The 21,055-nt window shown below is 56.7% G+C and carries 15 protein-coding genes; 4 read left to right on the forward strand and 11 right to left on the reverse strand.

Going from position 1 to position 21,055, the window contains the following annotated elements; genetic code table 11:
* Positions 1 to 99: 99 nt before the first annotated feature.
* Complete coding sequence (locus H6G62_RS13270; RefSeq protein WP_190495867.1) at positions 100 to 3,474, reverse strand: alpha-mannosidase; 3,375 nt, start codon at positions 3,472 to 3,474, stop codon at positions 100 to 102.
* Positions 3,475 to 3,525: 51 nt separating this feature from the next.
* On the opposite strand from H6G62_RS13270, the gene H6G62_RS13275 reads away from it, so the two are divergent.
* The 3 genes from H6G62_RS13275 (at position 3,526) to H6G62_RS13285 (ending at position 7,669) form a co-directional block, all read left to right on the forward strand.
* Complete coding sequence (locus H6G62_RS13275; RefSeq protein ID WP_190495869.1) at positions 3,526 to 4,848, forward strand: hypothetical protein; 1,323 nt, start codon at positions 3,526 to 3,528, stop codon at positions 4,846 to 4,848.
* Between the two features lie 166 nt (positions 4,849 to 5,014).
* The gene (locus H6G62_RS13280) at positions 5,015 to 5,131 is read left to right on the forward strand and encodes a photosystem II reaction center protein I (RefSeq protein WP_190495871.1); all 117 of its coding nucleotides are present in this window, start codon (positions 5,015 to 5,017) and stop codon (positions 5,129 to 5,131) included.
* Between the two features lie 159 nt (positions 5,132 to 5,290).
* Positions 5,291 to 7,669: a DUF3769 domain-containing protein gene (locus H6G62_RS13285; protein ID WP_190495873.1), complete on the forward strand. Its 2,379-nt coding sequence runs from the start codon at positions 5,291 to 5,293 to the stop codon at positions 7,667 to 7,669.
* 25 nt (positions 7,670 to 7,694) lie between these two features.
* Here the strand turns inward: H6G62_RS13285 and H6G62_RS13290 are convergent, their stop codons facing one another.
* Positions 7,695 to 8,471 carry a metallophosphoesterase family protein gene (locus H6G62_RS13290; RefSeq protein ID WP_190495876.1) on the reverse strand — a complete coding sequence of 259 codons (777 nt, stop codon included), beginning with the start codon at positions 8,469 to 8,471 and terminating at the stop codon, positions 7,695 to 7,697.
* A gap of 195 nt (positions 8,472 to 8,666) precedes the next feature.
* On the opposite strand from H6G62_RS13290, the gene H6G62_RS13295 reads away from it, so the two are divergent.
* Positions 8,667 to 9,047: a hypothetical protein gene (locus H6G62_RS13295; RefSeq protein WP_190495877.1), complete on the forward strand. Its 381-nt coding sequence runs from the start codon at positions 8,667 to 8,669 to the stop codon at positions 9,045 to 9,047.
* An 87-nt stretch (positions 9,048 to 9,134) separates the two neighbouring features.
* Here H6G62_RS13295 and H6G62_RS13300 read toward each other — a convergent pair whose 3' ends face one another.
* The 9 genes from H6G62_RS13300 to H6G62_RS13340 all read right to left on the reverse strand — a co-directional run bounded on the left by H6G62_RS13300 (position 9,135) and on the right by H6G62_RS13340 (position 20,979).
* Positions 9,135 to 11,666, reverse strand: coding sequence for an alpha/beta hydrolase (locus H6G62_RS13300; RefSeq protein ID WP_190495879.1), 2,532 nt, complete (start codon positions 11,664 to 11,666; stop codon positions 9,135 to 9,137).
* 71 nt (positions 11,667 to 11,737) lie between these two features.
* On the reverse strand, positions 11,738 to 12,823 hold the full coding sequence (locus tag H6G62_RS13305) for an AI-2E family transporter (RefSeq protein ID WP_190495882.1): 1,086 nt from the start codon (positions 12,821 to 12,823) through the stop codon (positions 11,738 to 11,740).
* 235 nt (positions 12,824 to 13,058) lie between these two features.
* The gene (locus H6G62_RS13310; RefSeq protein ID WP_190495883.1) at positions 13,059 to 13,520 is read right to left on the reverse strand and encodes a hypothetical protein; all 462 of its coding nucleotides are present in this window, start codon (positions 13,518 to 13,520) and stop codon (positions 13,059 to 13,061) included.
* 110 nt (positions 13,521 to 13,630) lie between these two features.
* Positions 13,631 to 16,519, reverse strand: a complete 2,889-nt coding sequence (locus H6G62_RS13315) for a CAAX protease (protein ID WP_206755645.1) — start codon at positions 16,517 to 16,519, stop codon at positions 13,631 to 13,633.
* 47 nt (positions 16,520 to 16,566) lie between these two features.
* Positions 16,567 to 17,220 carry a hypothetical protein gene (locus H6G62_RS13320; protein ID WP_190495885.1) on the reverse strand — a complete coding sequence of 218 codons (654 nt, stop codon included), beginning with the start codon at positions 17,218 to 17,220 and terminating at the stop codon, positions 16,567 to 16,569.
* Complete coding sequence (locus tag H6G62_RS13325) at positions 17,207 to 18,220, reverse strand: phosphoribulokinase (RefSeq protein WP_190495887.1); 1,014 nt, start codon at positions 18,218 to 18,220, stop codon at positions 17,207 to 17,209. The genes H6G62_RS13320 and H6G62_RS13325 overlap by 14 nt, the downstream gene beginning before the upstream one ends.
* 12 nt (positions 18,221 to 18,232) lie before the next feature.
* On the reverse strand, positions 18,233 to 18,517 hold the full coding sequence (locus tag H6G62_RS13330; protein ID WP_190495889.1) for a hypothetical protein: 285 nt from the start codon (positions 18,515 to 18,517) through the stop codon (positions 18,233 to 18,235).
* A 12-nt stretch (positions 18,518 to 18,529) separates the two neighbouring features.
* A complete protein-coding gene (locus H6G62_RS13335; protein ID WP_190495891.1) occupies positions 18,530 to 19,123 on the reverse strand; it encodes a hypothetical protein in 594 nt (197 codons plus the stop codon).
* 32 nt (positions 19,124 to 19,155) lie between these two features.
* Complete coding sequence (locus H6G62_RS13340; RefSeq protein WP_190495893.1) at positions 19,156 to 20,979, reverse strand: alginate export family protein; 1,824 nt, start codon at positions 20,977 to 20,979, stop codon at positions 19,156 to 19,158.
* Positions 20,980 to 21,055: the final 76 nt, after the last annotated feature.

Below are 21,055 nucleotides of genomic sequence, written 5' to 3' on the forward strand. Positions count from 1 at the left end.
AAATCTTTATTGTCAGCGCTCCTAGCCTAGGGCTGAGGGCCAGCTCAGGCCAGTATACGGGGCCAGTAGAGAAGCGGGCAAGTCTGCTCAGGGGCAGCATTAAGATTTAAGTTTTACGTCCTTTAACCGGATTTCCTGACTCACCACCTGCCACGGGGAGATGGCGATCTGGCCAGGTTCAGGCTCGGCGGCATTCTCCCCACTTCCAGACGTGGGCATGGGCTGCTCCAGCAACGTCACCATGGCGCTAGCGGTGAGCCCCAACTGGCCACCTAGGCCCAGCGTCCCCGCTACCCCAGCACTTTCATAGCCGCGCAGAATGAACGGATCGCTATCCTCTGCTAGTTTGAACGCCGACAACACCCAGGTCGTTTCGCCAAACGCTAAAAAACTCCCGGTATCCGCGAGAGATTGACCTTCAGAGCATCGACGATCAGAAGGTTCAACCGTTGAAAGATCACCACCCTGAACCCAAGGTCGCACGGGAAGGTTCAGATTACGCGCCTGCTGTACGGTTTTGGCCTCCTGCCAACTTCCGACGTGGGGGTAGATGGCGTAGGTAAAGGTCTGCCACCCTCGGTCGGCAGTGGGGTCGGGCCAGAGGGAGGCTTTTAGAAGGGTCAACCGTAGTTGGTTGGGGGTGGCATCAAAGCCATGCTTGTAGTCAGTCAGAATGCTCACGCCTCGGCCCTGCCCCGATTCATCCCATTGAGTCATATCCGCCCAACGCAGAGCTGGCACCTCCCACTTGGCCTTGTCCTCCGGCGTTTGGGGATGCGTTGGCCGCTGGATAGCCCCAAAGGGGATCTCATAGGTGGCTTGGGGGGCCGATACCGTCAGCGGAAAGGCCGCCTTCACCAACACCTGGGTTTCTTGCCAATCGACGGTCGTCCGAATCCTGAGATAGGTCGCCGTGGCATCCAAAACGTAGTCCTGCACAAAGGTGGACTGGTTAAAGGTTTTCACCACCCGAATCACCTGCCGACAGGGGCCAGCCTCCACCCATTCCATAGATTGTAGGCAGAACCCATCGAGGGGATGATCTGGATAGTCCGGGGCAATGTTCCAGGCGTCCCAATACTGTCCTGCATCCTTGAACGCCTGAAGCGGATTCCCGGCAGCGCTGAAGGTTTCTGTGCCCGTGGCTTTGTGAATCAGGCTAGCGATTTCCCCGGTTTTGGAATCCAGCGTGGCGCGGAGGTGGTCATTTTCGAGAACCCAATTGGGGGGAGTGGGGCGTGGGGCGTGGGGTGTGGGGAGGTCAGCCGTGATGGGTTTCAACCAAATGACCCGATAGCCAACGGAGGGAATCCCTGTCACCGTTACCAAGACCTTGGCCCTCCCCCCCAACCCCTCTCCCAGGGAGGAGAGGGGGGCCGGAAAGACTGGCTTGGCTTCCCCCTCTCCCTTGGGGAGAGGGGGACTGAGGGGGTGAGGGCAACGCCATTGCACCGGAATCTCTCGACCCAGGCTATCCAACGCCTGCCAATGCTGAGAATCGGCCCATGCTTCCGGGAGGAAAATCTCGACCACCTCATCCCGTTCCCAATTCAGCGGGTTGAACAGCACCACGGGAATCGCACGTTCGTCGGGGGCTGGCGGTAGCGTAATGGCTTGGGCAACAGCCTCTAAGGCATTCGCCAAAATTTGCTGACCTGACGCCAACGCAGCCTGCCAAGTTTCGTTCGCGTCGGCAAACACTTCGGGGATAGAAGATCCCGGCAAAATGTCGTGGAATTGGTTGAAAAGTACCTGTTTCCAGGCGATTTCTAGCTCGGCCTTGGGATAGGGGCATTGGGACAGGATGTGGGCGATGGTGCTCCACAGTTCCGCCTGAAAGAGGGTGTCTTCGCAGCGGCGGTTGTATTGCTTTTGGTCGCCGTGGGTGGTATAGCAGCCCCGGTGGAGTTCTAGGTAGAGTTCGTCGCGCCAGAGGGGGAGAGGGGGAGAGGGGGGGACGGGGGGATGGGGATCAAGGGAGACAGGGGACAGGGGAGCGGCGGCGGTGGGAGGGGTTAGGAGGGCATCTAGGAGGGGTTGGGCGTGGCCGAAGGTGAGGCGGGGGAAGAGGGGAGAATTGGCCCAGCGGCGGGCTTTGATCAGCATATCGCGGGTGGGGCCACCGCCATGATCGCCCACGCCGGGGAGCCACAGGGCGTCCTGAAACCCGGTGTTGGCTTCCCATTGGGCGGCGTATTGGGCGATTTCAGGGGCTTCAATGTCGGTGCCGATGGGGGGCAGGGTAACGGCGGTGATGGGGGTGCCGTCTAGCCCCTGCCAGGTAAACAGGTCGTGGGGGAAGGGGTTGCGGTCGTTCCAGCGCAGTTTTTGGGTGGCAAAGTAGCCCACGCCGCCCTGGGTGAGCAGTTGGGGCAACTGCCAGGAGAAACCAAAGGTATCCGGCAACCAAGCGAGAGCACTCATCGCCCCAAATTTTTCGGCACAGTAGCGCTGACCATAAAGAATTTGCCGCACCAGTGCCTCTCCCCCCGGTAGGTTCAAATCGGGCTCTACCCACAGACCCGCATCAATGGCCCAGCGTCCGGCTTGCACCTGTTGCTGAATCTCGGTAAACAGGTCGGGACGGTTTTCTTCAATCCAGGCAAATAGGGCCGGGGTGGAATGGGTAAAGGTCAGTTCGGGAAAGTCTTGTTGCAGAGCAAGCACCGACTCAAAGGTGCGCTGGGCGGCATCCCAGGTTTCGGCCACGGGCCACAGCCAAGCCAGGTCCAGGTGAGCATGGCCCACACAATGCACGGTGCGCTGTTTCAGCCAGGGGGAGAACTCACTGAGGGTATCCCGCATCTGGTTGAGGGACTGATGAAATCGGGGCGCATCACCGACCTGATCCCAGGCGATTGCCGTTAGGGCATCCTCCAGAACTCCCAACTTCTCTGGCGCAAACTGCCGCAGATAGGTTTCTAACACCGCCAACTCATCGGCCACAAAGGCGGGTTCTGGATTAGCCTCGTCCAGGGATTCAAACACCAGTTCCGACTTCACCAACGCCCCATCATCATGACCAGGGCTGACCAGTTTTAGCGCCACCTCGACGGACTCACCGGGCTTCACCGATTCCGACAGGTTGATCCTCGTCCAGCAGTCGAAAATATCCCCCGTGTGGGCTAACTGGCCGTTGACATAGATCTCCGCCCCCTCCGCCCACCACCGCAGCGCCAGCTTCGCCGACAGCCCCACCACCGGATAGCCCCCTAAATCCTGAGGCCAAATCAATCGTTGATGCAGCCACAACACCCGCCGCCCCTGTTGCCAAGCCACATGCCCCCGCCCATTCACCGCCACCAATGGCCATTTCTCTAATCCCCCCTCTCCTCCCTGGGAGGGGGGCCGGGGGTGAGGGCTCCGGCTGAGGTGCCAGCCCCCTTGGACATCCCGCCGACTGAGGTCACGGAGTTTCTCTAAAACGCTGGCGATTTGGGGCGAGGTGACCGCAGGATTGGTGGCAGGGGACATGGCTCCGGTATGATCAGGGCAGTCTTCAGTGTACGCAGCGCAGGCAACCTTATGGCCTCTTCGTCGCGCCCGTTTCAAAGCCAGACCGTGTCCCGTTTGTTGGCTGGCTACCGACAGATGGCCCACGGTGCTGAACGCTTGCTGCGTCAGGGAAAAACAGCGCTGTTGTGGGGTGTGCAGGTGATTGCGTTCCCCCTGTATGTGGCGTTTCAAGGGGTGCGTTCTGCGGCCCGTACCCTACAAGCAACGAAGCCTTGGCAACAGGTGGTCGCCCTGCTCACCGGGGAAACGCCCCAGCCGATGACCCTAGCCGCCGATTCCCCCCTTCGAGCGTTGCTTTCCCTGACCCAGCCCCTAGTGGTGCGCCAACCGGGAAGTTTGCGCCAGGTGGATCGCCACGGGGAACTGTTGCGCCAATCTCGCGCCGAAAGTGTGATGGTGACTGGCCAGTGGCAGATGGTGCCGTTGCAAACCCCGGTGTGTGGGGTGGCTTCAGATGTGGCGACCCGTCACCTGGTGCTCGTCACCACCAATAATGTGATTTTCAACGGCCTCACCGACCTCCAGCGCGATCAACTTCAACGGGCCATTACCCTGCTGATGGCGGAATATGCGGGCTGGTGTCGGCGACAGTGGCACGACCGACAACTTCACTCCCCCGGTCTACCCCTACCCCAGGCTACCGAAAACCAGTGGCTCCCGGTGCGCTGGGTCAACCAAGCCCTCGCCTGGATGCAAACCAGCCCCCTTGCCCAGGTGACGAACCTGTTTGGCGAAGCCCAGGCCGTCCCGCAACTGGGGAATGGCGGGATAGTGGGATGGTGGGATCGGGCCATGGCCGGACAATGGCAACCCGCCCTGGAACCCTCAGGGTTAGGGGCGTCGTCGAATCTCGGTGATGCGTTGACGATGAATCCCTATGCCTCCATTCCCGTTCCCTACGGGATTTCGGTTTGGCATCAACCCAGGGGGGGAGACCGTGCCCTAGAAAACGCTCCTCAATCAGGTTCTCTAACCGTTGCAGGGTCGTCCGCCGTGGCCACCCACACCCAGACCACCCGCGAGGTCGTCACCTATATTGCCGACGATGGCACGGTGGTTGTGGCTGATTCCATCGGGTCTATCTCCCTAGATCGCACCGCTGTTTGGGAGGTAGACGATACCCATTACACCACGACTGACAGGGGCCGAACCGTGGGTGGCCGCGCCGATCTCAACGGCTTGCCCGGAAACGACGCCATCGAAGCCCAGGTCGCCCTCGTCACCTACGTCGATCATCCCCTCGTCATGGTGTTGCGCTGGCTCGATGCTCTGCTGCACCAGGCCGAAACTTGGCTGCAACGGGCGTGGCGCTGGCTGCGGGGGCAGTCCTAGGGCAGGGTTGTCACTTTTGGGCCTTGCTTTGGGCGGGTGAAGATTTGGCGTATGATAGACCCAAGTTAAGTTCTGTGTGCAACCCAGGGTTGTGGCAGAACGTCAGAGAGCCCATTCCAGAACCGGGGGGCGATCACGTTAGCTGGCTGTTTGGAGACTTAAAATCATGCTGACTCTCAAAATTGTGGTTTATCTCGTCGTCACCTTCTTTGTGTCGCTGTTTGTGTTTGGCTTCCTCAGTGGCGACCCCTCCCGCAACCCCGGTCGTCAAGATCTCGAATAGGCCTTTGGTGCAACGCAAGGCTCCCGGCAAAACCGGATACTGGCCTATGGATGGGATGGTTAGATTTGGCATAGCGGGGAACTCTTTCTCCACCCAGCCCATCCCATGGTTCTAAGCCCGCTCGTCGGGCTTTGTTTTTGCTGTGGTTACCCTGGCCCCATGCCCCTACCGATTGTCTTGTCGGATCTCCCCCCCCCCGTCGTGCATCCGTCTAGGGTGCATCAGACGACGATGGCGGCTGGTGCCGTTGTCCAGAGTGCTCCGCCCGAACCCGCCGATAGCGCCCCTAATCTAGGGCTGTTGTCCCTAGCAATGTCGCCCCAAAACGGTCAGGATGAGGCGACCCCAGCCGCAGACAGGGCAACTTGGGTGGTGGATTCTAACCCAACCGAGGTGGCGGGGCCAGAGACGTGGATGTCGCCCCCAGGGGCAATGGAGTCAGAAGCCACTAGTTCACCGCTAGAGAGTGTTTCAGCCACAGATACCCTAGCCGAAAACGCGCTAGCGGAAGGTGCCTCAGCCATAGATCCTCTAGCCGAAGACGCTCCAGAGGGAGGTATTTCAGTCGCAGATACTCCAGGGGAAGGCGTTCCAGCCGAAGATACCTCAGCCGAAGCGGCTCCAGGGGAAGGCGATCCAGCCGAAGCGGCTTCAGGGGAAGACGCTGGGGAGGACACTTCAGAGGAAGATGTCCCTGCCGATACCCTAAATCCAGCGCTCCTCCGACTGTTGGCCGATACCCAAACCTTCTCCCTCGAACGGCAGATGGTAACGGCCAGTGGGAATGTGCTGGTGCAGTTTGGCGATACCCAATTTGCGGCGGAACGGGTGTGGGTAAACCTCAACAACCGCTATCTACGGGCGGAGGGTGATGTCTTTTTTAACCGCAATCAACAAATTTTGGAGGCCGACACCGCCACCTATAACCTGTTGCAGGGCAGCGGTCGCCTCACCAATGGGCGTGGGGCGCTGCGGCTGTCTAGCCTCACGGAGGACCTGACGGGAGTCCTGTTTCCCAACGATTTATCCCCCCAATCCCTAGACTATCGCCTGGGCAGTCAGGGATCGATTTCCCAAGTTACCAGCCCTGGGGGATACGCCTTTACCCTCAACTCTACCGCGCTGATCTTTGGCGGGGGGGCAGCAGATGTGGGGCGGATTCGCTTTGAAGCCAGCCAGATCGACTTTGATGCGATGGGCTGGTATGGCAACAACCTACGGCTTACAAACGATCCCTTTTCGCCCCCGGAACTGGAACTGCGGGGCAATCGAGTCAGCTTTGTGCCCCTCTCTGAAGAGGAGGATGAATTCTGCATTGATAACCCCCGCTTGGTCTTTGATCAGGGGCTGAGCCTGCCCCTGGTGCGGCGTTGCTATCAACTTCAGCGGGGGCAACTCCCTGCCGATACCTTCAACCCCCTGTTCGTGAACATTGGCTATGATAACCGGGATCGCGATGGCCTCTTTATCGAGCGATCCGTTCCAGTTTTTGAGGCGGGAGACTTTCAGATTAGCTTATCCCCCCAGATTTACCTGTCCCGCTGGCTCGATCAAAACGACGGCCTAGGGATGTTGTCTAATCTGGGCTTGGTGGCCAGGGCCGAGGGGAGCCTTGGCCCGCGCACCTCCGTCACCGGGCTGGTGAGTCTACCGGGGCTCGACTTCAAAAATTTCACCAACCGAGTGCGGGCCAACCTGCGGGTGCAGCAACTGGTCGGCACCCACCGCCTAGGGGTGGAATACACCTACCGAGATCGCCTGTTTAACGGTTCGCTGGGTTTTCAGGATGTTCAGACCAGTATGGGGGTGTTGCTAGAGTCGCCCGTCATTCCCCTGGGGGAGACGGGGGTGAATTTGGCCTACCAACTATCGGGGCAATACGTCACGGCCAATACCGATCAAGCCGCCCTCCTCGATCCCGGCGTTGGGATAGGGCTGACCAGCCTGGGTCGGTTCCAGGGGGCTGCCGACCTCAGCCGTAGCTTTTCCCTATGGCAAGGCACCGCCAAACCCAGCACCGCCACGGAGGGGCTACGCTATTCCCCCCAGCCCGTGGTGCCGTTTCTCGCCCTCGTTGCCGGACTGCGAGGAGTAGCCACCTACTACACCAATGGCAACCTTCAGGAATCCCTCGATGCCAGGGTGACGATGGTGGGACAACTGGGGCATTTGGCCCGCAACCATTGGGACTACACCCAATTTAACCTGGGCATTTCCAGCAACTTCATTGGGGGAGAGGGATCGCCGTTCCTCTTCGACCGCTTAGTCGATCAAAACACCCTGTCTGGTGGCATTGTGCAGCAGATCTATGGCCCGGTGCTGTTGGGTTTTCAAACGGCCTTCAACCTGGATACGGGACAGGAAATTGACACCCGGTTCAGTGTGGAATATCGGCGGCGCACCTATGGCCTGGTAGCCCAATACAGCCCCACCCAGGAAACGGGCTTCTTGGGGTTTCGCCTCAGCCAGTTTGATTGGGTAGGACGCCCTGATCCCTTTGATGGCGATGCGACCAACCAAAATGTTCAAGTTCGGTAGCCCCATTCCCGCAGCCCCATTCCCGCTAGGGAGACAAGCGAGACAGCCGCCCTCCAACGCCCCTGGGCCTAGGCCGAACCAGCCTTGGATCCAGGAAAGTGATGGCCTCCTGGCAGGGGCGCACCCGCTGCTGGGCAGAAAACACATTCACTTGGTAGACCAATTGGTTGTCCCAGTCGAGGGCAGTGAGCCAACCGCTGCGGGGATGGTAGACCCCGGTGTCAATGTCGAGCCAGCCCTTTCCCGCCACCACCTGACCGGGCTCAATGGTGGGAAAGGTGAAGGTGATGGTGTGCCCGGTAATAATGAGCTTGTCCGGGAAATAGGGCGTCTGACTGCCGTGGAAGACATCGCGAATCCAGCACATTTCGTAGGGGCTTTGCTGGGCTAGGGGCAGCGTTGGGTTTACCCCCGCATGGACCAACCAGAGATGGCCGAGGTCAATATAGGAGGGCAACTGTTGAATCCAATGCAGATCGTCTTCGAGGCGTTCAGTGGAGGTTTCGTAGCTTTTGAGGGTGGCATGACCACCGCTATAGAGCCACCCCTCCAGGGACGCCCCCCCCAGGTCGCCCTCCCCTCGGCTGAGGGCATCGATCAACAGTTGCTCGTGGTTGCCCCGCACACAACCCGTCGCATGGTGCCGCACAAACTCCACCACTTCGGCACTGCGTGGCCCCCGGTCGATGAGATCGCCAACGCAATAGACCTGATCCTCGGGGGCTGGGTCGATCAACGTCCACAGAGCCCGCAGACCATCATAATGACCGTGAATATCACCGATAAACAGTTGTCGGGGCATGTCATCCGTTGAGAGCCAAGGGGGCTACTGCCGTTCGTGGCCATTCTATTCTTTCACCCAGGCTTAACCCCATTGTACCGGGTGGTCTAAAGACGAGCCGTCCGACAAAATGCAAATAACCGTAACATTTGGCGACTTCTCCGCCATAATGGGGGCTAATCTAAACAGGCATTTACCGCCCCCCTAGGTTTGCCCATGCATGTTCCGCTTCAGTCTCCCTCGCGCCCCCCACAACGTCACCCCATTCGGCGACAACGCCCCCGTCCCCTCACGCGGCGGCTGGCTCGTCATACCCCTGTTTTTGAACTCAGCGCCCGCTTAGCGGTCAACGCCATCCTCACCGTTGCGTCCCTCTCCGCCCTCAGCCAACTGGTGCCCTACCTACAAACCCAAACCGAACGCCTAGAAAAGGTGAGCGAAGCGGTTGATGCCGCCACCGCCACCCACGCCAAGCGCAGGGCAGAGTTTAACCGTTATTTCGACCCGGCCCAGGCCAGCCGCCTCATGCAGGAATACAGCGGCTACAAGACGCCCCAAGAACGCCAAATTGTCTGGACAGAGACGCCCAGACCCTAGGTTCATCCCACAAATCGGCCTATGGCCAAGGTCACCGTGCGCCCCCTAGCCCACAACCAAGGGTCGCCCGTTGACCCATGAAGTCACTTACCGATTCAGGCAAGCCTCTGCTTGATCAAGCATGGCAGGATAGAGGGCAGAAAACCATTCTGTAGATACGGCCTTTTCGCCATCGCTGGCCAGGTATTGGTTAACCAGGGTGCGCCACTGCGGATCATTTTCTGGCAGGGCGAGGCCGTAGAATTCGCAGGTGAGGGGTTGGTCGGGGAAGAGGGAAAAGTCCTCTGGGGATTTGCCGTCCAAAATCAGCGTGGCGTAGGTCAAAATGCCGTCGCCCACAAAGGCGTCGATGGTGCCCGATTGCACCGCCTGAATCGCGTTTTGGCGACCCTCTGGCCCGGAGAACATCACCCGTTCCGCCTGGGGATAGGTGGTTTGCACAAAGGTTTCGGTGGTGGTGTTGCCCAATACGCCTAGGCGTAGGCCCGCCAGGGGCAGGTTGGGGTTAACCGGATTGGCGGGATTCGCTAGGGTCAAAAATCGGGCGCTGCTAACGAAAATGGGGCTGGAGAAAACGACCCCCGGTAGGTCGGTGCGGAGGGTGTTGGGGCCACATTCTAGGTGAACGAAGCCGTCTTTTACGAGGTCGTAGCGGTTGTCTAGGGTGGAGGTAAGTTCTACCACCTGAATGGGGACATCTCGATTGAGTTGTTCCGTTAGGTAATCCCCCAGAGACAGGGCCAAATCGCCGCAGGAGCCATCCCAGGCCCCAGTTTGGTCAATGAAGCCGAAGGGAGCCGCGTCCTTACGCAGGCCTACCTTTAGGACACCCGTTCGTTCAATTTCGGCCAGCACGCTTTCGTCCCGTGGGGGCGGGGTGGGGGCTAGGGCGGCGGGAATCACAGGGGTGGGAGGTGCGGCACCATAGGCGGCTTCGAGCTGGTTGGCGGAGAGGGCGGAAATGATATTCACCGCCATGGGCTGGTCGGTGCTGAGAAATTCGCCATAGCGGGCCGTGAGGTAGGGCAAAAATTCGCTTTGACCGCGCAGGTAAGCGTTCCAAAAGGCGACGTTGAGACCTTTGTAATACTGAGCGCCAATGTCGCGATGCTGCCCCGCAAGCAGTCCAAAGAGGCCCCCGGCTCCCTCTCGCCCTGGCTTGGAGGTGAAGTGGGTGCCCCGTTCAAAGGTAGCGAGATACTTGGGCTGGGTTTGCAGCCACACAAAGGGGTGAATTTGCTCCGTGATGACCGTGGAAATAATATCGTTTTCCCCGGCCACCATCAGAATGGGCACGTCAATTTGGCCAAAGCCCTCTGGGCCATACAGCCCCCCACCCACGGCATGGGCGGCCACAATAGCCTTCACCCTGGGATCTTGAAGTTCGTAGTTTTGGGGCGGTAAAAACCGAGCACGGCACTCCAAATAGAGAGCAAAATTGAAGATGACGTTCTCCTGATCGCAATTTGCTATGAGGCGGTTGTAGTTGATTTCTGCCCCCGCCAAGGCCAAGGCCGTGGAGGCTCCTAGGGAGTCTCCCACCACACCAATGCGGTTTATGTCGGCCACCGCTGCCCATTCCGGTGAAGCAGCGGTAAGTTCCTCTAATTTGTCAATTAAAAAGGAAATCTCCTGGGGCCGATTGATAAATTCCATCGGGCTGAGGAGGGTATTCAATTGCCCGTTTAAATAGGTCTGGCGGTAGGCCAAATCGCTGCCCACATGATCAGGCAGAATGACAATAAAACCGTAGGAGGCCAGGTGCTCCGCCAGGAAGGTAAAGCTCTCTTTTACATCTCCGAAACCGTGGGAGATGATCACCATGGGGGCCGGCTCGGTTAACCCCGTGGGAACGTAAATATCAGAATCAAAATCGTAGTTAACGGTAAGCCCTGCCGATGTTTGCCGAGCAGCGGGATTGGTAACGGTAATCGTGTCTTTTTGGAAGGCGTAGGGGCCAGGTTGGCTGAGGTCGGGCAAGGCCGCTGCATCCAGATTGGCTTGGGTCTGGGCTTCCGCCACCGCCTGGGCCTGAATGGCGGCATTGGCGGCCCGGTTGTAGCTGAAATACAGGGCCAACTCGCGCCGCAGGGCCAGCAGATCCATCAGGTCAACGTGGATAGCCTGGGCCGGAAAGGCTCGCAACACATCGATCATCGTCCAGCCCTCTGGGTCAGCATTGGCCGCCGCATTAATCACCGCTGCCCGCAGGGCAATTTGCCCATTTTGACCCGCTGTAGTCTGCACCACCTTGCCCAGGTTAAACAGCACATCCCGCCCCAGGGGAGAGTAGGCCAAGTTATCCACGGTGGCTACATCCAGGGGCAGCGGTAAGGTGAGGCCCATTTGCATTTGCCGGATTAAGGACTCGTTTAAAACCCCTCGATAGAGCCTCATGCTGGGGGGAATCTCCCCCGTTGTCGCCAGGGTTTCGAGATCATCTACCGAAATGCTGAGTACCAGTGGCCCGGTTACGTTAATGCGAATGTCCTCGGCACTGTGGACAGGGCGGGGTTGAATCGCATCGGTTAACACAGCTCCGGCGAGGGCAGCGGCAGCAAGACTGGTGTGCAAAAAACCACGGTGCAGAAAGCAAGGGAATCGAGCGGGAAGGGCCATAGTAAGTCAGGGGTGGGTGGGAATAGAAATGGTGGATAGTTGAGGGTTAGATTGAGGGCATGAAACACCACTCATCCCGTTAACATCTCATCATTCTCAGCGGTTGCAGGGGCAAGACTTTCGTTCGGCGATCCCGATCCCATCAGTTGGGCTAAAAGCTGGGTTTCGGGAAACGGCTCTAGTAGCAAGGTTTTGACCATCACCGTTAGCGGCAGGGCCAAGAATGCACCGATGGGGCCTAAAATCCAGGCCCAAAAGACCACGGCTAGGAAGGTAACAATGGTAGAGAGATCCAGCCCTTTACCTAGGTAGCGGGGGGCAATGGCAATGTCGAAAAAATTGTTAATTAAGGTGTAGCCCACGGCAAAGATAAGCGCCTTGGCCCAGCCTAGGGTGAGTAACGCAATCAGGGTGGGGGGAATTAAGGAAATGTAAAAGCCCACATTGGGAATAAAATTGAACAGGAAGGAAAAAACACCCCATAAAATTGCGAAATTAATTCCCAAAAGGCCCATAAGAACAATTTGCAACAGGGCGGTTAAGGCTCCTAACCAGCTTTTAATCAACAGATAGGTGCTAATGCTGCTAGAAAAAGAACGGAATCGGGCCAGCATTGGCGGATCGGTGGCCAGTCCATGGTGCAGGCGGCCAGAAAAGTTGGGGGCGCTGGCCAGCATATAAATGAAAATTAGCAGGGTAAACCCAACATTAGAAACCGTGCCCAACAACGCCGAAACGAAGTACAGCAAAGCTTGAAAGATTCGTCCCGGCTGAAACCACTCCAGATCTTTAATATCCTGCCCCTGAATTCCTCTGCTGTCGAGCCATTGGACCAACTCGGTAAGCTGTTGGTCAATCAGGTTGCGATAGGTGGGTAGCTCGGCGGAGAGCTGAGCCAGGGAAGCCGCTAAAAACAGAATCAATATCAGCCCTGAGACAATCACCCCCAGCAATACCAGGGTGTAGGCCAACCAGCCCGGTAGCCCCCGTGCCTTGAGCCACTGCATTAGCGGAGTGGTGACCATCGCCACAAACAGAGACAGCAAAATAGGACTCATTAAATCCGAAACGGCCCTCAGCCCTGCCACAATTAGCACCAAACTAGCCAGCCCCAGCAGTAGGGGGATAATGCCACGTTTTTCTAGGGATGTCGTCATTGCTGAGTCCTGCTTTGTGAGCTAAATGCTCGATGATTGAGCTGTTAAAGCTGTACTTATGGTGGTTCTCGATAGCGTGAGATACACCGTTGCTGGGTTTTAGATCCCCCCAGTGCCGAGCGGTCTAAGTTTCACTCTGTACCCCCCTTAATAAGGGGGGCTAGGGGGGATCAGCAGGATAGATCTCATCCAAGAAAAACCCGCTATATATTAGGGTTCATCGTTAACCGATGCCCTAGGCTTCTGCTTCCGTGGCCTCGTCGGTAGGTTCACTTTCAACGGGAACTACGGTGATACTTTCGGCCACCATACGAGCCTCGATGGCCTCCAAAACGGCAATTTCGGCTTCTTCGGCGGCGGCGGCGGCAAAGAGCAGAGCGGCCAGGGCATATTCCTCTGCTTTATCAGCTCGCTTCAAAAGTTTGGCCTGTTCTTTCTGATCTTTCCATTCGGCGATCTCAGCCTCCACTTCTGACTTTTTTGCCTCCAGCCGTTGGGCTAGGGTTTCCTTGGCGACTTTTACCTCATCTTTTTTGGCCTCTAGCTTTGTTTTGGCCTCTGCGAGTTTGGCTTTGACGGTACTCTCGGCCTCTTTGGAGGTTGTCGTCAGCTTTTCCTTCAGTTGTTTGAGATGGGCTTCAATCCCGGTTAGGCGCTGATTTAGATCACTGGTAAACTGATCAATTTTTTCGCTCATGATGACCTCGTTTTAGGTGCTTAAACTGTAAACGATCTGATGGCTCGACTCGACAAAATCAGTAACTAAACGTTAGAAAACTCATCCTAGCAACGCCCAGTAACAAAACCCTAAAACGCCAAGGGAGCTAGCGGCGCGATCTCTGGATTTTCCCCACCAAGCTGGTTGGTGCGAAGCATCCAGGCGGTGGCCCCTTGCCGCAGAAAACATTCGGTAATGCTGTTGCTAGCCACCCGAGGCAACACCGTGCGCCAGCTCACCAGCCCTCGTCCCAGGGTTTTGAGGGGATCGTCTTCTAGGGTGCTGCCCAGGGCGGCGGCTTCGGTGGCCCAATCGGCGCGGGCACTGCCCCAGGGCATCAGGTGATGGCGCAGGTCTTTCCCTAGGTGCTCTAGTTGCTGAAGATCCTGGGCTAGGTCGGGGTTTTGCCGCATCCAGACGTTGAGGTCGGCCTGGGAGTAATCGGCATTGGAGCGCACGGAGCGGGCCATCTGTTGCAGGGCGGCATAGAGGCTTTGATTGGAGTCTTGGGCGCAGTTGTTGGCGGGGCCGACGTAGGTGCCACCACTGCCGTCGCCGATGCGGTAGCGGGCGGCCATCACCTCTAGCTGGCGAATCAACACATCTAAGGGTGATGGCTCTTGGCCTGCGGTCACCGGATAATGGCGGGTGAAGGGGGGAAAGTGAATCAGCGTATCGGCCACGGGGCGCAGGCCAATCCAGCCAAACTGGCGATCCCCCATGTAGCGCGACCAGTGCATGGTTCCGGCGGTCAGACCATCCGGGTTTTGGGTGTAGATCTGGTGATAGACGATGTCAAATCGTAGCTCGTCGGTGAGTGGCTCCTTCACAACGGTGGCCACGCCAAAGGAGAAGTGCCCAAAGTACACTGGCCCCTGGGCGGCGGGTTCGATCTGGTGGCCACCGATGCCGCCGTAAACGTGAACCAGCAGGGCGCGGGTACCCTCGTTCCAGACAGGCTGGTGGGAGCGATAGGCCAACTGCACCGAGCTAATCCGGCCCTTTTGCGCGGCCAAGTCTCCCCAGGCGGTTTGCTTGAGGTAGGTTTTGACGGGTTTTCGTCCGACGATCTCCTGATCGGGCTGGAGTTGGAACAGGGCACGGGGAGCCACCGCCCGCACCACAAACAGATCGGCCCCACCCATGGCATCACGACCCATCGCGCCATAGATGTACCAGCCCATTTCATTCAGGGGCGACCGCTCAATCCCCCCATTGGTGAAGGGGGCGGTACCATTGCCATTGGCCACCACCTGGGGCAACCACACTGTTTCCTGCACGCCATCAAATTGGCCGCTGGCTTTATTAAAGTGAACGACCTGGAACTGTTCAGGATCATCCCCTGGCGATTCGTCGAGATCGATCCCCGCCCCTGGCCCCAGAAATTTCACCAGGCCGTAGTACAGCCCAGTAATTTGAATCGGTTCGTGGGCAATACGCAGGGTCAGCGGGTAGTGGGAGAACAGGGGAGCGCGGTTGGAGGGTTCCACCTGCACCGGATCGGGCAGGGCCACGATCATGTCGTCGTCGGGATGCGCCCCGGCCAAGGATTCCAGGGGATTCACCCGTTGCCAGTGGTTGAGACGGGTGGGATAAACCCCGCCCTGCTGGCTTTTGTAGGTGGCCTGGGGGCTAAAGTGAACATCCTTCGTCACCTGCTGCAAATAGGCCTGCACCTGGGGTTCTTCGCTCCAGCCCAGGCTGACCACGGTGCCGATCAGGTGGGCGTATTTTTCGGGGGCGTGATGAACCTCAAAGGGAACGGTCTGGGGCTGGCGCTGATCGGGCTGAGGTAGCAGCAAACGGCCCATCCAGGGGGCCATAGGACGGTAGCGACTCACGGGCAACGCCGCCCGCACCGGGTAGCCCTCGGCTCGGTTAAAGGGAGCCTGTCGATAGCGTTCCAGCGTGCTCGGTAGGGGCGTCGGTTGTCGTTCTTTGAGGAGGGCCGTGCCCTGGAGAATCTCCGCCACCCATTGCACCGTCTGTTGCAACGCCGTCCGGCCATCGGGCAACACCCGCTCAGGATCCATCACCCCACCAGGGACTTCGTGACCCACTGGCCCCAGGTTGATCAGGCTCACCTTCCCCAGTCGCTTACTGCGGTTCCAGTAGGACAGCCCCATCAGCTTCCAGCGCTTCGGGAAAAAGATCGGGCCGAGCCGTTCGATTTTGTCTTGGTCGCCCACCAGATGATAGATGTGCTCCAGTTTGAGGATGTTGTTGTTGCCGCTAAACACCCCCGCAATGGAGATCAAATCAATCGGAGCGGGCAGAGCCTCTTTTAGGTAGGGAACCGCCCCCATGGAAATTTGACCACCGCCGCTAAACCCAATCAGGGTAATGGGCACACCACCGTGGGGCGGGTAGCCGTGGTTGATCAGGCTGTTGTAAATAACCTGGGCCGTACCTCGGTTATAGATCGGGCCATAGCGTTGATCCGCCGAAATCCAGACCACAAAAATATTGCGAAGATTGATTAAAAAAGCCAACATACTGCCCTTTCGGCTGGCCTTAAGCCGATTCACCCAGTTCCAAAACCACGAAAAAGGCCGATCTTCACTGGTGAGAGGCCGATTCATGGGGGAGTAGGGCATTAACCCACGAATAATTTGAATATCGTCGGGCAAAGTCTGAGCTAATTCATCTAAAAATTGCTCCACATCCGGCAGATAGTCAAAGGTGGATTGGCCAATGCCGTCCAGATAAACAACGTAATGGGAAATAGCAGTATCGTCGGCCATCGGCTCCTGGAAAGAACCCAAATTTTTAGCCGTCGCCTGCACCGGATCGCCATACCAACCCGCCCACCATCCCAGGGTTTCCAGAGGCATCAGTAAAATGGTTAACAGCAGGGCAATTACCCCCATCCCGACCAGGTTAAGGATCAGCTTAGCCGTCACCGTCATCGCCGCAAAAGCCGCCTGCACTAGGGGCACTAAAAGCGGCAGAAACAGCGCTAGAAGAAATCCTCCCAAAGCCAGTATTAATACCTTTTCAACGCGACGAAATAGCAGCAAAGACATCATTTACCCTGATAGTGAGAATCGCCGTGAAGACCCGTTTCTAGTAATGTTTCGATACCCTGGAGATCCGTGACGAGCGGAGTACCTGCGGCAGTGTTGGATAGCCAAGTCCCTAAGGCTCTGATTGGTCGTCCGAGGGTTCGCTGTAAAATCTGAAGAAATATCCAGCCCAGCAAACCACTGACGAAAGCGGGCCAAAGTCCGAGTCCTGTAGAAACGCTAAATCCCTGAACAAACACTAAGAGCGCCCATAGGGCCAGAAAAATCTGGATAGGCACACCAAAATACGGCAGAGCAATTAAAAAGCTCAGCAGTTGCGGAGCGGTGGCCAATCCGACGGCGTGGTAGACCAGACGCAGATCGAGATTCTGCTGGAAAATAATCTGGCTAACAAACAGGGTGCTCACAATCCAAAAGCCATAACTAAAGACAAACAAAATTGCCCCCAGACAAAGGCTCAGCAAAAAGCGAATGAGCTTAACGCGGTTGACAAATAAAATTAGCCCCTGCCCCACCGATTGCGAAAACCCTGCCAAGAGCAACACCTGAATGGCAATTTGGTTGGCATTGGGTAAATCGGCCATGGCCTGAAACGCTTCAGCATTAAAGGTCATGGCCCCCTTGACAAGCGGCCAAAATTCAGTGGAGAGCATCTTCGACACCAAGGTTTTGCTGCACCTGGGCTAAAAACCGCCAAGCAATTAACAGTTGGGCAAAGGATGTGGCAGAGACCTTTTCATAGTTTTCCTGAGGCACAGCCTCTTGTAGCGGAATCCCTGTACAGCCGACAATATATTGCTCCAATTCGCTGATGGTTTGGGGAGCAAGGTTGCCGTCAATGTGAACCGCAATGGCCGTTCTTCCCCAATAGCGGAAGGGGACAGCGGCAAGTAGGAAGGCTGGTTTATTTAGCTCCAACATCGCGGCCAAGTCTAAGGGAATCGACAGGCTCGGTAAGGGCATTAGAGTGGGTTCAAGAATGAGACTAACTCGGTAGCCCTTCGCCGCCTGAGTATCAGCAAAACGAGTGGGCAACAGATCCTCTAGTTGACTGTGCCCCACTTGAACCACCACATTGGCATCAATTTTTTGGGCATCGATCCATCGCACAAAGGCCGCTTCCCGTTGCAGCATTTCCTGTTCTAATGCCTCGGCTTTGTGGCCCCGCTTTTTCACATCCCGTTCCCATTTCCAGTCCCACTTCACCTGTCGATCAGGATCGACATAGAGGCTGAAGTCCAAAAAGGGCAGGAATTGAGGATATAGCACATGCAAACCCTCTACCACAATGATCGGGGTGGGCGACAAGGTTTCCGGTGGATCAAATTGGCCTGTCCCATGGTTATAAATGGGAACCTCGATGGATTTTCCCTGGGTTAATCGTTCCAGATGTTGAGCGAGCACATCTAAATGATTGGCCTCTGGATCTAGGGGAAGACGGCCACTTTGTTGTCGCTGCTCGCGATTTTCTTTGTGATAGCCATCGGTGCAAATAGTAGACACCAGATCGCTACCAATTAATCGGCGAATGCCATTACTAAAGGTAGTTTTGCCGCTGCCACTATCACCCGCCACGCCGACGATAATGGGAAATCGAAGCTGTTTTAAGGCTTCTCGGATAGTGGAATTATTGGGATTGCAGGGGTCTAGCATAATCAGAACGTCCTAATTCAGAATTGCATCAATGGCGCGTATCCGATTGGTGCCCCGGCGAATGCCATCCCGCAATTCGTCAATGTTTTCGAGAGTATTGCAAAGGTCAGGGTCGCGATTGCGATCTTCTCGGCGTTGGCACACATCACGACGAACATTGTCACGAATATCATCTCGGATTTCATCGCGAATACTATCGCGAATGACATTGCCGAGACTTTCGTTGGCTAAGGCGGCTGGTGTTTTTATTACAGACAGCGTAAGGACGGCTAACCCTAAAGCAACAATAAATTTCATAATGATCCCACGTTAAGGAACTAAACTCAGCGAATTGAAGAAATGTTCAAAATTGGCTTGATCGTCATCAATAGCTAGTAGCAAATAAAACCGATCTCCCGTTAGGCTCAGGGTGGCAACCAGATATTGACCTAAACCCTGTGCCGTTAACAGTTGAGCCGGGAGTCCCTGAAACGCAATCTCTTCTATAACCAGGGTGTCGTTTAACTGCTGATCGTGGATGTCATTGACAATGCTGGCAGCGGCGGCTTCTAGCAATTCTCTTTGGGAAAATTCGTAGCGTAAACTACGGGGCACATCGGCATAGGCCACCAGATAGTACTCGAACAAATCAGTGTCATTCATTGCTGGCAGGGTTACTGCACCCATGTGCCAGCGTAGATCCCGCTCTAATAAGGTACTCGTGCTAGTTTGTTCGGTAGGAGTTCCGGGTAAATCCACAACGTATTTCCCTTCTGTTGAAGTCACAACTTGCCAGGGCAAAGGCTGACCTGATACCTCTAAGGGAGTCTGGGCGAGAAACGGCTGTTCGGCTAAAGCCTTGACCGGAGAAAAAAAGCTAAAACCAAGTAGAAAAAGAGTTGGTATTTTTAGGCTAAGTTTCACGATTTATGTTGCCCTCCCGACATGGGTCAAGATTAAAAGAACATGAACAGCGAGAGTTGAAGTGTTATCCAGGGGCTGGTGTCTTGGCTAACGGCTTGGCGAATGGCGCTACCGGGAAAGGCCACGGAACCGACCCCTTGAAGCATAAAGTTTTGGGACAGAAAATAGCGGCTGGTTAGCAAAAATTCTTGACCGATGTAGCGCGATCCAAGATTGGCCAGGGCCGGATTGCCACCCAGATTATTCAGTTGATTGGCAAAGCGGTAGTAGTAATCCAGCGAAATCGATAGGTCTGGGCTAGGCTGGGCACTGAGGGTGATGCGGTGGGAAAAGCTGTTGCTATTGGGGTAAATTTTGCCCAGACTGATGCCCTGTAGCCAGTCTGATAATCCCCCGGCCTGGAGGGGGTCGAACCGCTCGTAGGTGGCGGTATTGGGGTTGTCGCCGCTAAATCCGGCAAAGCGGTAACTGAGGCTGGGCCGCCAAGATATTTCCTCGGCAGTGTAGCCCAGCCAGAGGGATCCACCCTGAGCAGCCATGGCTTGCTGGGCGCTGAATTGGTAGGCGTATTCCCCTTCGGCCCACAGCCCCGGCACACCAAAGAGAGTGGACTGACGCAGGCGGGGGTTGATCACCTGCAAGCCGTCGCGGGTGAAGCGGTCGCCGTTGGGTAACAGGTAGGCCCGGTTGGATTGGGGCACGGTGATGTAGGACAGCACCGCCTCTAACCCCTGGTTGTTGTGGTAGGCGAGGCTGGTGCCGAGGTATTGGGTGCCGCTGTCGGCAATGGGCAGTTCGTCGGGCTCTAAAAAGAAGCCTTGCAGTCGAAAATCGCCCCAGCGCAGGTTGGCCAGCACGGTCATATCGTAGGCGGTGCGCGGGTTAGAGTAGCTGGCCCCTCGTTCTAGGGCATTGGCCGAACCGCTGAACTGGGAAAACAAAAAGCCCTGATTCAACTGAAAAATTTGTCTTCCCGCCGATAGGTTGAAGCTCAGAGGACGGCCCGGTTCTGCTAAAAGTACGCCGCCATAGAGGTCTTCCACGGCACCATAAAAACGGTTGTCGGTGCGGAAAATGTCCGGTTGCAGGGTGCCGGATAGGGTGTAAGACGCCGCCCCATAGAGGTAGGCAGGGCTTTCTCCCAGTTGAGTAATGCCCGCAAGTCCGGGTTCCAGATAGGCCTCACCCCAAGCCACCGTGCCCGTGGGTCGGTAGGGGCCAGCCACAAAGCCATCCGCCGCGCCAAACCAGGGATTAGTGTCGCTAAATACCCCTAGCCCACCGTTTAGGACGAATTTCACCAGGGCGCGATCATCCTGGTACAGGGTGGGGAAGTCCTGAAAATTGCCACTCGCTAAAATCCCGGTGGGCGGGGGCACCGTGGCCTCAGCGTCCTCCGGTTTCAGCGTCACCAATAGGGCCAAAATAACAGCTTGCCCCGGACGACTCGACTCATACAGCCGATATTCTGCCGCCTGCACAAAGGGGAGTTGCTGCACCTGGTGCAAGCTCTGATCGGCAAATAGAGTACTAAAGGTTGCCCCTACCCGTAACCCAAAGGTTTCGGCAATTTGTTCCTGTAAAACAGCGTCCTGATCTGGATTGCTCGTAGAATTTCGGATGTAAACATACACCTGCTCTAGGGGCACGCCTTCACCAAAACGGGAAGGAATTCGCAGCCCCACATTGGGATCGATGGTGCTTAGGAAATCGGGCAAAGGCTGAGTTTCTTCGGTTAGCAGGATGGTTTCGGAAAACTCGGCATCCACCGTCGGCAAAGCAAGGGCTGGAGTCGTTGAGATCCACCCCATTACGCCCAACCCAAAGGCCATTGGCACAGAACCAAAACGGGACATGAAAAAACAAGCCTCCCTAGTGGGCTAAACCCCAATGTGAAATTCTCCCTAGCCCACTCTACGGAAAGCAAGCTAC

This window comes from Phormidium sp. FACHB-1136, from assembly GCF_014697375.1.
Taxonomy (GTDB): domain Bacteria; phylum Cyanobacteriota; class Cyanobacteriia; order Phormidesmidales; family Phormidesmidaceae; genus Nodosilinea.

What these genes read in the sequence shown, in the direction of transcription:
- H6G62_RS13270 (WP_190495867.1), bottom strand. Translation starts at nt 3,474, where the DNA reads ATGTCCCCTGCCACCAATCCTGCGGTCACCTCGCCCCAAATCGCCAGC.
- H6G62_RS13275 (WP_190495869.1), top strand. Translation starts at nt 3,526, where the DNA reads ATGGCCTCTTCGTCGCGCCCGTTTCAAAGCCAGACCGTGTCCCGTTTG.
- H6G62_RS13280 (WP_190495871.1), top strand. Translation starts at nt 5,015, where the DNA reads ATGCTGACTCTCAAAATTGTGGTTTATCTCGTCGTCACCTTCTTTGTG.
- H6G62_RS13285 (WP_190495873.1), top strand. Translation starts at nt 5,291, where the DNA reads ATGCCCCTACCGATTGTCTTGTCGGATCTCCCCCCCCCCGTCGTGCAT.
- H6G62_RS13290 (WP_190495876.1), bottom strand. Translation starts at nt 8,471, where the DNA reads ATGCCCCGACAACTGTTTATCGGTGATATTCACGGTCATTATGATGGT.
- H6G62_RS13295 (WP_190495877.1), top strand. Translation starts at nt 8,667, where the DNA reads ATGCATGTTCCGCTTCAGTCTCCCTCGCGCCCCCCACAACGTCACCCC.
- H6G62_RS13300 (WP_190495879.1), bottom strand. Translation starts at nt 11,666, where the DNA reads ATGGCCCTTCCCGCTCGATTCCCTTGCTTTCTGCACCGTGGTTTTTTG.
- H6G62_RS13305 (WP_190495882.1), bottom strand. Translation starts at nt 12,823, where the DNA reads ATGACGACATCCCTAGAAAAACGTGGCATTATCCCCCTACTGCTGGGG.
- H6G62_RS13310 (WP_190495883.1), bottom strand. Translation starts at nt 13,520, where the DNA reads ATGAGCGAAAAAATTGATCAGTTTACCAGTGATCTAAATCAGCGCCTA.
- H6G62_RS13320 (WP_190495885.1), bottom strand. Translation starts at nt 17,220, where the DNA reads ATGCTCTCCACTGAATTTTGGCCGCTTGTCAAGGGGGCCATGACCTTT.
- H6G62_RS13325 (WP_190495887.1), bottom strand. Translation starts at nt 18,220, where the DNA reads ATGCTAGACCCCTGCAATCCCAATAATTCCACTATCCGAGAAGCCTTA.
- H6G62_RS13330 (WP_190495889.1), bottom strand. Translation starts at nt 18,517, where the DNA reads ATGAAATTTATTGTTGCTTTAGGGTTAGCCGTCCTTACGCTGTCTGTA.
- H6G62_RS13340 (WP_190495893.1), bottom strand. Translation starts at nt 20,979, where the DNA reads ATGTCCCGTTTTGGTTCTGTGCCAATGGCCTTTGGGTTGGGCGTAATG.